At 68.5% G+C, this 12,743-nt stretch carries 8 protein-coding genes and 2 tRNA genes; 3 read left to right on the top strand and 7 right to left on the bottom strand.

What is annotated here, in order from left to right:
• Positions 1-438: 438 nt before the first annotated feature.
• A tRNA-Ala gene (locus ACFVXA_RS15710) sits at positions 439-511 on the bottom strand.
• Positions 512-693: 182 nt separating this feature from the next.
• On the opposite strand from ACFVXA_RS15710, the gene ACFVXA_RS15715 reads away from it, so the two are divergent.
• Both ACFVXA_RS15715 and ACFVXA_RS15720 read left to right on the top strand, forming a co-directional pair.
• A complete protein-coding gene (locus ACFVXA_RS15715; protein WP_362023614.1) occupies positions 694-1,242 on the top strand; it encodes a DNA-binding protein in 549 nt (182 codons plus the stop codon).
• A gap of 155 nt (positions 1,243-1,397) precedes the next feature.
• Positions 1,398-3,560, top strand: coding sequence for a protein kinase (locus tag ACFVXA_RS15720; protein WP_390025278.1), 2,163 nt, complete (start codon positions 1,398-1,400; stop codon positions 3,558-3,560).
• Positions 3,561-3,571: 11 nt separating this feature from the next.
• On the opposite strand, the gene ACFVXA_RS15725 is transcribed toward ACFVXA_RS15720, so the two are convergent.
• Positions 3,572-4,918, bottom strand: a complete 1,347-nt coding sequence (locus ACFVXA_RS15725; RefSeq protein WP_390025281.1) for a hypothetical protein — start codon at positions 4,916-4,918, stop codon at positions 3,572-3,574.
• A 306-nt stretch (positions 4,919-5,224) separates the two neighbouring features.
• Complete coding sequence (locus ACFVXA_RS15730; RefSeq protein ID WP_003999697.1) at positions 5,225-5,353, bottom strand: DLW-39 family protein; 129 nt, start codon at positions 5,351-5,353, stop codon at positions 5,225-5,227.
• Between the two features lie 326 nt (positions 5,354-5,679).
• On the opposite strand from ACFVXA_RS15730, the gene ACFVXA_RS15735 reads away from it, so the two are divergent.
• Complete coding sequence (locus tag ACFVXA_RS15735; protein ID WP_362023605.1) at positions 5,680-6,087, top strand: DUF6344 domain-containing protein; 408 nt, start codon at positions 5,680-5,682, stop codon at positions 6,085-6,087.
• Between the two features lie 522 nt (positions 6,088-6,609).
• Here the strand turns inward: ACFVXA_RS15735 and ACFVXA_RS15740 are convergent.
• The 4 genes from ACFVXA_RS15740 to gyrB all read right to left on the bottom strand — a co-directional run bounded on the left by ACFVXA_RS15740 (position 6,610) and on the right by gyrB (position 12,236).
• Positions 6,610-6,686: transfer RNA gene (locus ACFVXA_RS15740), tRNA-Ile, on the bottom strand.
• Between the two features lie 111 nt (positions 6,687-6,797).
• Entirely contained in the window at positions 6,798-7,517 is a 720-nt protein-coding gene (locus ACFVXA_RS15745; RefSeq protein ID WP_362023602.1) for a DUF3566 domain-containing protein, read from the bottom strand.
• Positions 7,518-7,535: 18 nt separating this feature from the next.
• The gene (gyrA, locus tag ACFVXA_RS15750) at positions 7,536-10,130 is read right to left on the bottom strand and encodes a DNA gyrase subunit A (protein WP_362023599.1); all 2,595 of its coding nucleotides are present in this window, start codon (positions 10,128-10,130) and stop codon (positions 7,536-7,538) included.
• Between the two features lie 42 nt (positions 10,131-10,172).
• Positions 10,173-12,236 (bottom strand): DNA topoisomerase (ATP-hydrolyzing) subunit B, encoded by a 2,064-nt coding sequence (gyrB, locus tag ACFVXA_RS15755; RefSeq protein WP_362023595.1) that lies wholly within the window; start codon positions 12,234-12,236, stop codon positions 10,173-10,175.
• Between the last annotated feature and the right edge of the window lie 507 nt (positions 12,237-12,743).

The raw sequence follows: 12,743 nt of genomic DNA on the forward strand, positions 1-12,743 counted from the left end.
GAGACTTGAGAGTCTCCTGCCCCACGGCGATGTTTCACGTGGAACCGGCGGCGACAGGTCGACGCACGACCGCGGAAGGGCAGATGGCCCCACGGCCACGAGGGAGCCCGATTTACGCGTACGGCCCGCGATGACGTTTGCAACGGCCTTGGTGTGCAGTGTCCGTGCAGATCCTGTTGACGGAATGTGCTGATCCGACTACTTGCGCGCGCCCGCGCCAGCTCACGCACGCCTCCCGCGCCGACATCCGCCCTGGCGCCCGCAGCGTCGACCTCCCCGGAGGGGGTCCACAGGCGTCACTCCCCGCAGCTATTTGCGCAAAGAACTGCAACGCCTGCAAAGAGTTCATCGTGACGCAGGTCACCTGCGACGCGGAAAAATTGGGACATACAAAAACCGGCCAGGCCCCCGCGAGGGGCACCTGACCGGTCCGAGGTGTGGAGCCTAGGGGAGTCGAACCCCTGACATCTGCCATGCAAAGACAGCGCTCTACCAACTGAGCTAAGGCCCCGGAAGAGGAGCGTCCGGCCGCAGGAACCACCTACTGACGGGCGCCGCAGACCAGAGTACCGGGTCACCCCCGGGATCTCGCAAAAAGATTGGGGGTCCCCGTGGACGACCACTCTCCGTAAGATGCTCGACGTGGTTCGCTACAGCGAACCGCGGTATTAGGGGAAGCGATGGGGAGACGCAATGGACGCCGCACAGCAGGAAGCAACCGCAAGAGCCCGGGAGCTGCAGCGGAACTGGTACGGGGAGCCGTTGGGGGCGCTCTTCCGTAGGCTCATAGACGACCTGGGTCTCAACCAGGCCCGTCTTGCCGGGGTGCTGGGCCTGTCCGCGCCCATGCTGTCGCAGCTGATGAGTGGTCAGCGCGCCAAGATCGGAAATCCCGCGGTGGTCCAGCGGGTGCAACTGCTGCAGGACCTGGCGGGGCAGGTCGCGGACGGCAGCGTCAGCGCCGCCGAGGCGACCGAGCGCATGGACGAGATCAAGAAGTCGCAGGGGGGCTCGGTGCTCAGCAACACCACGCAGTCGACGACCAGTTCGGGAGCGCCCACGGTCAAGCGGGTGGTCCGTGAGATCCAGTCGCTGCTGCGCTCGGTGGCGGCCGCCGGGGACATCATCGAGGCGGCGGACACCCTCGCCCCGACCCACCCGGAACTGGCAGAGTTCCTCCGGGTGTACGGCGCCGGCCGTACCTCCGACGCGGTGGCGCACTACCAGTCGCACCAGAGCTGAGCCAGGAACCCGGCAGCCGAACACCCGGACACTGGAGGCCCGTTACACCTTCAGCCGCCGCACGCCAGGCAGCGGGCACCTCATCGAGGTCCACGCTGCCGGGCACCTCGCAGGAGGGCGCCGGACCGACCGCCGAAGGGGAGCGACGTACGACCATGGGTGAGGTCTTCGCCGGCCGGTACGAACTGGTCGACCCGATCGGACGCGGGGGAGTCGGTGCGGTCTGGCGCGCCTGGGACCACCGGCGGCGCCGGTATGTGGCCGCGAAGGTGCTGCAGCAGAGCGATGCGCACGCGCTGCTGCGCTTCGTGCGGGAGCAGGCGTTGCGGATCGACCATCCGCATGTGCTGGCTCCCGCCAGCTGGGCCGCCGACGACGACAAGGTCCTCTTCACCATGGATCTGGTCGCCGGGGGCTCCCTTGTCCACCTGGTCAATGACTACGGCCCGCTGCCCCCTCCCTTCGTCTGCACCCTGATCGACCAGCTCCTGGCAGGCCTTGCCGCCGTGCACGCCGAGGGGGTCGTGCACCGCGACATCAAACCCGCCAACGTGCTGCTCGAAGCGACCGGCACGGCTCGGCCACGGCTGCGGCTGTCCGACTTCGGCATCGCGATGCGGCTGGGCGAGCCGCGACTGACCGAGACCAACTACGTGGTGGGCACCCCCGGTTACTTCGCTCCCGAGCAGATGATGGGCGCCGAACCGGACTTCCCCGCCGACCTGTTCGCCGTCGGGCTGGTCGCCCTGTATCTGCTGGAAGGCGCCAAGCCCGACGCCAAGGCGCTCATCGAGTACTTCGCCGAGCACGGCACTCCGTCCGCTCCACGAGGCATACCCGAGCCGCTGTGGCAGGTCGTGGCCACGCTGCTGCAGCCCGACCCGCACGCCCGGTTCCGCACCGCCACGGGGGCGCGCAAGGCGCTCGCCTCGGCCGCCGAGCTGCTGCCCGAGCCCGGCCCCGACGACGAACTGGTCGAGGTCTTCGACCAAGTCGGCCCGCTCCCGGAGGGTTTCGGCCCAACGGGACCGCTTCGTGGCTCGCCGGGTGTGGATGTGGCGGGCGTAGCGGGCGCGGGGGACTCGGGGGGCGTGGAGAGCGCCGGGCGTGTGTGGAGGACTGAGGGCGCGGAGAGCGCCGGGCGCGCGCAAGGTGCTGGGGACGCAGAGCGCGGCGGGGACTCCGGCGGCCACCCCGGCGGCTCCGGGGGCCCCGGCGGCTCTGGGGGCCCCGGCGGCTCTGGCGGCTCCGGGGGCTGGCCGTCCGGGGCGCGTCCGGTTTCCGCAGCGGGGCGGTTCGACGGTGAGGGCACAGCGTCTTGGCCCCGTACCGGTGAGGGCTTCGGCTTCGAGGCGGGCTCGGACTTGAGCTCTGGCTCGGGGCCCGACGCCGCCCTTGCCTCCGGCTCCCGCTCGGGGCCCGACTCCACCTTTGACTCCGGCTCCCGCTCGGGACCCGACTCCACCTTTGACTCCCGCTCCGGCTCCGGCTCCGGCTCCGGCTCCGACCCACGGCAGCACGGCGCGGGCACGCTTTCCCCGGAGACCGGTTCCGGGGGCGTCTGGCAAAGGGCCGGTACCGGTCGCGTACCAGCGGAGTCCGGCACCGGTCATGCTCGAGGCGAGTCCGACGACAGTGGCGTACCACCGGAGTCCGCCACCAGCAACGTACGACCTACGCCGGCACCTGACGCCGTCCCACCGCAACCCGCGCCCGGCGCCAGCCCACCGCAACCCGCGCTCGACGACGTGCCGCCGCACCGCGCGCCCGGCGCCATCCCCCCGCAGCCGTCCACGATGTCGGACACCGGCAGCTTTCATCTGCCGCCACCGCAGTCGGCTGTTCCCGCCACGCAGCCCCAGCCCCAGCCCCAGCAGCAATCGCAGCCAAACCCACAGCCACAGCCACAGCAGGCATGGCACGAGACGCAGCAGTACCCCACGCCTCACCATCGGCAGCAGCAGCCCGAGCAACCGCCCACTCCCCCCACCGCGGTCGCGCTCCCGGCGCCGACTCCGACTCCCCTCTATGCACCGCCTTTCGAACCGACCCCGACCCCCACGCCTACGCCCACGCAAGTGCCCTCCCCCCATCGGCCCGTGGCTCCGTCCGCCGCGATGCAGCAGCACGCGTACGCCCCTACTGCTTCATACACCGCTCGGTCCGCGCAGGTTCCACTTCGGACGGGGGCAGTTCAGGGACGGGTCGCAGGACGGGTGCGGCCGCGGCCGGGGCCGCCCGCGAAGGTGGCTGTTCCGGTGCTGCTGCTCGCGCTGGCCTGCTTCGCGGTGGGTTTCTGGGCGCTGAGCCGGATCTGAGCGGGCGCGCCCTACCAGCCGCGTGGAGTTCCGCGTTCCCAGGGCGCGGGCACCGCGGCCGAAACGGTGTTCGCGTCCACGGGCGCCGCACCCGCCCGCCGTCGCGCGGCCAGCGTCCACACACCGAGTGCCAGGACCAGCGCGCTCCCCGTACCGATCCCGCCCGCGGCGACCAGCTTCATGGTGCCGCGGCCGGCGCCACGGCCACCGCCCCCGGAACCGATCGCGCCGCCCACCGGGCCGTCGTTCGCTTCGTCGGCGCCGGCCGCGGGAACGTCGAACGCGTCACGGGGTTCGGGCCGTCCCGCATAGGCCGGAGCCGCCCGCCCTGCCCCTGCCACGCGTACGTGCAGGGTCAGCCCGAACGGGCCCTCGCCGATCTCGTCGGCGACCTGCTCGGCGAGATGGACCACGAGGTAGTACGAGCCCGCGAACCGCATGCCGCTCACACGGTCGCTGAAGGCGTAGCGGTTCTCGAACGCGACGGGAGGCAGCGGGTCGAGGGCGGCCGAGTGCTGGCTGCCGTCGTATCCGGAGCCGACGTCGTCGACGAAGCCGCGCACGGGGTTGTAGAGGGAGAGGACCAGGGCGGTGCCCACGGAGCCGTCGGCGCCGCCCTCGCTAGAACTGCCCAGGTCCGCGGTGACGTAGAGCTGCTGTCCCCAGTCCACGGGCACCTCGTAGAAGAGCGTCTGACCGGGGCTGATGCTGTCCTTCCAGATCCCCTGCCGCAGCGGACTCGCCGTGCTGAACCCCGCGCCGCCCTCGCGGCGCTCAGCATCTCCCGAGAGGGCGTCGGGCGAGGCTGAGTTCCAGGCCTCGGGCGCGCTCGTCGGACCGGCCTTCTTCAGTCCGGGCTCCGACACATAGCTCAGCTCCAGGTCCCAGCCGCCGGTGGAGGAGCCCGTCGTACCGCTGCGTTCGACGACCACGTAGTACGTCCCCGCCGACTGGCAGGCGTACTGATTGTCCCCGGTTTCGCGCGACGCCCAGGCGGCGATGGGGTGGGGGCTCTGGGTGGCGCCGAAGTGGACGGTTCCGGAGAAGGAGCAGTTGCGGCTGTTGCCGTCCTGGACGGACACCTTGATGCCGTCGGAGTAGGAGACCGTCGTCCCCGGCCTGGGGATGGCGGTGGCGGAGACGTACGCGTTGGACGTGGCGTCGAGTTCGACGCGGTAGTAGAGCTTGCCGTCCCTGCCTATCGAGCTCTTGTAGGTCTTGCCCGGCTCAAGTCGTACGGAGTCGGTGGAGCCGGCGGCGCCCTTGACGGTCGTGGCGTCCCGCGCGAAGGCGTACGGCGCGGGGATTCCGTCCGCGGCTGCCTGGCCCGCCGCCGCACACAACGCAGACAGTGCCACTGCGGCAGCCACAAGCGCCCGGCTGCACCGCCTTACCGTGCGCCGCCCCATCACGCGCCCCCTCGCCCCTCGTCCTGCGCCGGCCCCGGACCGTGGCCCATCCTGCCCCGCGGGCCACTGCCGCACCCGTGTTATGTGTACAAGCGGCCGAAAGGGGGCGTCCGCGAGGCCCTTCAGAGGCACATTTTTGCCAGCGCAACCGATCTGTTCACTAAAGCGAAACCCCAGTGCCGGCTGCTGGCCCCTGACAACACAAAACCCCGACCGCGAGGCGGCCGGGGTCTGCTCAGAGACTGTTGTCGATACTCACGAACCCGTGGGCACGGAGTCAGTCGCCTCCGTCCACAGATCCTGCTCGGCGCGATCCGCCTGGATCTGGCGGTACACGAGGAGCCCGCCGATGGCGGCCAGTGCGACCAGGAGAAGCTTCTTCACCGCGCGACCTCGTCTTTCCTTGACGTAGGGGACCTCTGGCGCCCGACTATACACACCGAGCGATATCGATCGGTGACCTGGATCGGCCCTCAACTCCCGTCCGGCGCGCAGCGATAGAACCGGATCCGGCCGCTCCGATCGCAGGGTGATCACACCTCACAGACAGTGACTTTCGCCGCTATTCCGCACTTTTCGGGGCTCTTGCGGCCATCCGGGTGGTGTTCATCTGAACATCGACGCGCCACGGGCGTCGGTCCACCACTTCGCGGCCCACATACACATCATGAGGAAAGTACGCAAATCGCCTGACCCGAAAGTGAGGGGCCATGACCCAGAACAAGGTCATGAAGCTGTGGACCGCCATCGTCACCGCCTTCCTGGCACTGTGCACGACGCTCGGACTGATCACGACCACCGCGGCCGCGGCCGTACCGCAGGACGAAACGCCCCGCAACATCGCGGTCTCCGTGACGGTGCCGGTGCCGGCGATGTCCTACTGGGCCTTGTCCTTCAGTCGGGCCCTGCCCCCCACGATGAAACAACGCATCTGCGCCGAGGCCCACGGTTCCTCGCCGAGCTGCCGCCATCGTCCGCCCGCCGAGGACGACGCCACGGCGGGATCCGCCGCCCTCCGCGCCCCCGACACCGCCGCCGCCAGCGAGACCGCCCTGACACCCCTCACGCATCCCGCGGCTGAGCCCGTCCTGGATCCCGTCACGCCCCTCCAGCGCTGAGCGGCACGGCGCCGTCACCAGCCCCCTCACCGACCCCCTGACGTAGCGGCGAACTTGCGTACAAAGCCACCCAGGGCGAAGGCCCGGCAACTCGTATGAGCTGCCGGGCCTTCGGCGTTTTGCTGTGACCGTCGTCGACGACGAGGGCGGCGACTGGATCACGAGACCCCGCGGGATCCGAGAGAGGCCAGGTGGCACGCCCTCCCAGCGGACGAGGGGTCGCATGATCGCGTGCGTCGCACACGACGGGAACCCTTCTCGCCCTCTCACAGCGGCCGCCCGCAGCAGGCAGCGGGCATCAGCCAGCGGCCAGCGGCTATGAGTCGAGCACCACGAGGCCATGAGGGAAACCATGAGGGGCCCACGAGGGGCCCACGAGGGGCCCATGTGGGCAGGACCACGAGGCCATGAGGCCATGAGTCGAGCACCACACGGAGCGGCCACGGCCAGAACGGGCACCACTGCTAATGTCAGCCGTAGATGCCAAAGACCCCCAGGTGGATCACCTGAGGGTCTTCGTGCTGGTGGGGCTAACAGGATTTGAACCTGTGGCCTCATCCTTATCAGGGATGCGCTCTAACCAACTGAGCTATAGCCCCGCCGCGCTTTGCGGTGTGTGTCCCGCGCGCTGACCTCTGAAGATTAGCGCACGACGTGGCCAGTCCCAAAATCGATAGTCGGCGGACGTTTGAGAGGGCGTCTGCCGGGGCTTACTCGTCCTCGGCGAGCGTCAGCTCGATGCCGCCGACGAAGCCGGCGGAGAGGTTGTAGATGAACGCGCCGAGGGTGGCGAGCGCGGTGGCGAGGACGACGTCGATGACCGCGATGATCGACGTGAACATCAGGACGTGCGGGAGGGAGAGGAAGGACTGGAGGTCGAATCCGTTGGATTCGTTCGAGCCCGTCGCCTCCGAGATCGTGCCGCCGACGGTCGAGAAGACGCCCATCGCGTCCATGACCATCCACAGCACCGCGGACGCCACGATCGTGCAGATGCCGAGCGCGATGGAGAGCAGGAAGCTGACCTTCATCACCGACCACGGGTCGGCCTTGGCGACCCGCAGTCGCGCCTTGCGCGTGCGCGGTGTCGTACGCGCCCCGGTGCGCGGCCGGCGGACCGCGCCCGCCTGCGGCTGCTGAGCCGGGTACGCCTGCGGCGGGTGATACGGCTGCGCGGGCTGCGGCTGCCGCTCCCCCGGAAGCGGCGAACCCGGCAGCGGCGAGCCCTGCTGAGGCGTGCCCGGCGCCGGTGGCGCCCCCGCCGGGGCCGCCTGCCCGCCCGCGTACTGCTGGGCCTGCGGACCTCGGGTGTCCGTCACAGTTCCCCCCTGGGATCCATGAGAGTCATGGGAGTCAGTCGTCTCCGTGGCGGGGCCACGGCCGCCGTCCGTTTCCGTACCGGTCGGTCCGGCGCCCGTGGCTCCGCTCACGATGACTCACTCCTCGCGCTACTCGGCCGAGGACGGCTCGCCCTCGTCCGTACCGACGGCCTCGACGCCCTCGGCGGTCTCGTCCACGGCGACGTCGCCATCGACTTCCTCCGCCTCGCGACCGGCCTCGGCGTTACGTGCGATACCGACCACGGCATCGCGCTTGCCCAGGTTGATCAGTTGGACGCCCATGGTGTCACGGCCTGTCTCCCTGACCTCGTTGACTCGCGTACGAATCACACCGCCGGACAGTGTGATGGCGAGGATTTCGTCGGTCTCCTCGACCACCAGGGCGCCGACGAGGGATCCGCGGTCCTCGACGATCTTGGCGGCCTTGATGCCGAGGCCGCCGCGACCCTGGACGCGGTACTCGTCGACGTTGGTCCGCTTCGCGTACCCACCGTCTGTGGCAGTGAACACGAACGTACCGGGTCGAACAACATTCATCGAGAGAAGCTGGTCTCCCTCGCGGAAACTCATCCCCTTGACACCCGAGGTCGCACGGCCCATCGGGCGCAACGCGTCGTCCGTAGCGGTGAACCTGATCGATTGCGCCTTCTTGCTGATCAGCAGCAGATCGTCCTCGGCCGAGACGAGTTCGGCTCCGATCAGTTCGTCGTCGGAACCGTCCTCCGTCTCACGGAGGTTGATGGCGATGACGCCGCCCGACCGGGGGGAGTCGTAATCCTTGAGAGACGTCTTCTTGACCAGGCCGCCCTTGGTGGCGAGGACCAGATAGGGCGCCGCTTCGTAGTCGCGGATCGCGAGGATCTCGGCGATCGCCTCGTCCGGCTGGAAGGCCAGCAGGTTGGCGACGTGCTGGCCGCGTGCGTCACGGCCGGCGTCCGGAAGCTCGTACGCCTTGGCGCGGTAGACGCGGCCCTTGTTGGTGAAGAACAGCAGCCAGTGGTGCGTCGTCGACACGAAGAAGTGGTCGACGATGTCGTCCTGCTTCAGCTTCGTGCCGCGTACGCCCTTGCCGCCGCGCTTCTGCGAGCGGTAGTCCTCGGTCTTGGTCCGCTTGATGTAGCCGCCGCGCGTGATGGTGACGACGATGTCCTCTTCGGCGATCAGGTCCTCCATGGACATGTCGCCGTCGAAGGGCACCAGCTTGGAGCGGCGGTCGTCGCCGAACTTCTCGACGATCGCGGCGAGTTCCTCGCTGATGATGCCGCGCTGGCGCACCGGCGAGGCCAGGATCGCGTTGTACTCGGTGATCTTCGCCTGGAGCTCGTCGTGCTCCTGGATGATCTTCTGGCGCTCCAGGGCGGCCAGTCGGCGCAGCTGCATCTCGAGGATGGCGTTGGCCTGGATCTCGTCGATCTCCAGGAGGCCCATCAGGCCCTCGCGCGCGATCTCGACGGTGTCACTGCGCCGGATCAGCGCGATGACCTCGTCGATGGCGTCCAGCGCCTTCAGGAGGCCGCGCAGGATGTGCGCGCGCTCCTCGGCCTTGCGCAGCCGGAACTTCGTACGGCGGACGATGACCTCGATCTGGTGCGTCACCCAGTGGCGGATGAACGCGTCGAGCGACAGCGTGCGCGGGACGCCGTCCACCAGCGCCAGCATGTTGGCGCCGAAGTTCGTCTGCAGATCGGTGTGCTTGTAGAGGTTGTTCAGGACGACCTTGGCGACCGCGTCCCTCTTGAGCACGATCACGAGCCGCTGGCCGGTACGGGAGCTGGTCTCGTCCCGTACGTCCGCGATGCCGCCGACCTTGCCGTCCTTCACCAGGTCGGCGATCTTCTGCGCGAGGTTGTCGGGGTTGACCTGGTACGGGAGCTCGGTGACCACCAGGCACTGGCGGTTCTGGATCTCCTCGACCTCGACGACCGCGCGCATCGTGATGGAGCCACGACCCGTGCGGTACGCCTCCTCGATGCCCTTGCGGCCCACCACGAGGGCACCACTCGGGAAATCGGGGCCCTTGATGCGCTCGATCAGCGCGTCCAGGAGCTCCTCGTGGGAGGCTTCCGGGTTCTCCAGGTACCACTGGGCGCCGGCCGCGACCTCGCGCAGGTTGTGCGGCGGGATGTTGGTCGCCATGCCGACAGCGATACCGGCGGAGCCGTTGATCAGCAGGTTCGGGAAGCGGGCCGGCAGGACGGTCGGCTCCTGGGAGCGGCCGTCGTAGTTGTCCGTGAAGTCGACGGTCTCCTCGTCGATGTCGCGGACCATCTCCATGGACAGCGGCATCAACTTGCACTCGGTGTACCGCATGGCGGCGGCCGGGTCGTTGCCCGGAGAACCGAAGTTGCCGTTGGAGTCCACCAGGGGCATCCGCATCGACCACGGCTGCGCGAGGCGGACCAGCGCGTCGTAGATCGAGGAGTCGCCGTGCGGGTGGTAGTTGCCCATGACGTCGCCGACGACACGGGCGCACTTGTAGAAGCCCTTCTCGGGCCGGTAACCGCCGTCGTACATGGCGTACAGGACGCGGCGGTGGACGGGCTTGAGCCCGTCCCGCACGTCCGGCAGCGCACGCGAGACGATGACGGACATCGCGTAGTCGAGGTACGAGCGCTGCATCTCGGTCTCGAGCCCGACGGGCTCGACGCGCAGAGTGAACGCGCCGTCTTCTTCAGGCGTGATCGGAGTGTTCTCGTCGGTCATTGCTGGTGCAGATCCTTTCTGACGCGGTCAGCTGAGACCGACTCAGATGTCGAGGAAGCGGACGTCCTTGGCATTGCGCTGGATGAACGCGCGGCGCGCCTCGACGTCCTCGCCCATCAGGACCGAGAAGAGGTCGTCGGCCTGGGCGGCGTCGTCGAGCGTGACCTGGCCGAGGACGCGGTGCTCCTGGTCCATGGTCGTGATGCGCAGCTCCTCGGCGTTCATCTCACCGAGACCCTTGAAGCGCTGGACCGAGTCGTCCCTGACGCGCTTGCCGTTCTGGCGGCCCAGCTCGATCAGCGCGTCACGCTCGCGGTCCGAGTACGCGTACTCGAAGTCGTCCCGGCCCCACTTGATCTTGTACAGCGGAGGACGCGACAGGAACACGTGTCCGGCCTCGACCAGCGGCCGCATGAAGCGGAACAGGAAGGTCAGCAGCAGGGTGTTGATGTGCTGGCCGTCGACGTCGGCGTCCGCCATCAGGATGATCTTGTGATAGCGGAGCTTCTCGATGTCGAAGTCCTCGTGGACTCCGGTGCCGAAGGCGGAGATCAGCGCCTGGATCTCCTGGTTCTGCAGGATCTTGTCGATCCGCGCCTTCTCGACGTTGAGGATCTTTCCTCGGATCGGGAGGATCGCCTGGTACTGCGGGTTTCGGCCGGACTTGGCCGAGCCGCCGGCGGAGTCACCCTCGACGATGAAGATCTCGCACTTGGTGGGGTCGTTCGACTGGCAGTCGGACAGCTTGCCCGGCAGCGACGCCGACTCCAGCAGGCCCTTGCGGCGGGTGAGGTCACGCGCCTTGCGGGCCGCCACGCGCGCGGTGGCCGCCTGGATCGACTTGCGGATGATGTCCGCGGCCTCGTTCGGATTGCGGTCCAGCCAGTCGTTGAGGTGCTCGTAGACCGCCCGCTGCACGAAGGTCTTCGCCTCCGTGTTGCCCAGCTTGGTCTTGGTCTGGCCCTCGAACTGCGGCTCGCTGAGCTTCAGCGAGATGATCGCGGTCAGACCCTCGCGGATGTCGTCACCGGTGAGGTTGTCGTCCTTCTCGCGGAGCAGCTTCTTGTCGCGCGCGTACTTGTTGATCAGCGAGGTCAGCGCCGCACGGAAGCCCTCTTCGTGCGTACCGCCCTCGTGGGTGTGGATGATGTTGGCGAAGGAGTACACGCCCTCGCTGTAGCCGCTGTTCCACTGCATCGCGACCTCGAGGGACAGGCTCTTGTCCTTGTCCTCCGCCTCCAGGTCGATGACGGTGGGGTGCACCACGTCTCCCTTGCGGGAGTTGAGGTACTTCACGAAGTCGACGATGCCGCCTTCGTAGTGGTACGTGACGGTCTTGACCTCGTCCTTCTCGTCCGCACCCGCCTCGTCCGCCCCGGCGGTCGCCTTCGCCGACTCGCGCTCATCAGTGAGTTTGATCGTCAAACCCTTGTTGAGGAACGCCATCTCCTGGAAGCGCCGCGAGAGCGTCTCGAAGGAGTACTCGGTGGTCTCGAAGATGTCCGCGTCGGCCCAGAAGGTGACCGAGGTGCCGGTCTCGTCCGTGGCCTCGTGCTGGGCGAGCGGGGCCGTCGGGACGCCCATCTTGTATTCCTGCGTCCAGCGCTGACCGTCGGTCTTGACCTCGACGGAGACCTTGCTCGACAGGGCGTTCACCACGGACACGCCGACGCCGTGCAGACCGCCGGAGACCGCGTAGCCGCCGCCGCCGAACTTGCCGCCCGCGTGCAGGACCGTCAGCACGACCTCGAGGGCCGGCTTCCCCTCGGAGGGGACGATGCCCACCGGGATGCCTCGGCCGTTGTCCACGACACGCACGCCGCCGTCGGCGAGGATGGTGATGTCGATCGTGTCCGCGTGGCCGGCCAGCGCCTCGTCGACGGAGTTGTCGACGACCTCGTACACGAGGTGGTGGAGTCCACGCTCACCGGTCGAGCCGATGTACATGCCGGGTCGCTTGCGGACCGCGTCCAGACCCTCGAGGACGGTGATGGCGCTGGCGTCGTACGAGGCTGTGACCTCGCCGTTGTCACCGGCGTCGGTGGACGGGATGTTCTCGTTGGGGTTGCCGGAATCGGCCACGAAGCGCCCTTTCTGGCACAGCACAAACCAGGCTCGTCGGCGGGTTGCCGGAGCGGCTGCGGCATGTTGCGTTGGTAAGCCTTGATCAGCGTTGCTCGGTGTGTCCCACAAGTGGGGCGGGATTAGCTTCCAGTCTACCGGTAGCGCCGACAGTGATGGGGGTTTGCCGGTACCTGAGTCCGCATGTGCCGCCCTGAACCGGTCTCGCCCGACTCCCCATATGCGGACCCGGGCCCAAAGAGGCTCACAGCGGCACTCAGCGCTTCCGGGTGTCAACCCTTGGCTACTGCGGAGTCAGGTCGGTGTTCGCAACCGCATGCGGTTGCCCGCGGCCGACTGCCGAGGGGGGCCATGATCGGCTGCGACCGGCGGGTGAGGCCGGTCACGGTGGGCCAGGTTCGTGGGACCGCGGCCGGTCACGGTCGGCCAGATTCGTAGGACCGCGGCCGGTCACGGTCGGCCAGATTCGTAGGACTGCGGCCAATCACCGTGGGCCAGGTTCGTAGGACTGTTGCCGGTCACGGTGGGCCG

The organism is Streptomyces sp. NPDC058246 (genome assembly GCF_042881985.1).
Taxonomy (GTDB): domain Bacteria; phylum Actinomycetota; class Actinomycetes; order Streptomycetales; family Streptomycetaceae; genus Streptomyces.

Excerpts from the sequence above, each read along its gene's own strand:
- ACFVXA_RS15715 (WP_362023614.1), top strand. The coding sequence starts at position 694 with ATGGACGCCGCACAGCAGGAAGCAACCGCAAGAGCCCGGGAGCTGCAG.
- ACFVXA_RS15735 (WP_362023605.1), top strand. The coding sequence starts at position 5,680 with ATGACCCAGAACAAGGTCATGAAGCTGTGGACCGCCATCGTCACCGCC.
- ACFVXA_RS15720 (WP_390025278.1), top strand. The coding sequence starts at position 1,398 with ATGGGTGAGGTCTTCGCCGGCCGGTACGAACTGGTCGACCCGATCGGA.
- gyrA (WP_362023599.1), bottom strand. The coding sequence starts at position 10,130 with ATGACCGACGAGAACACTCCGATCACGCCTGAAGAAGACGGCGCGTTC.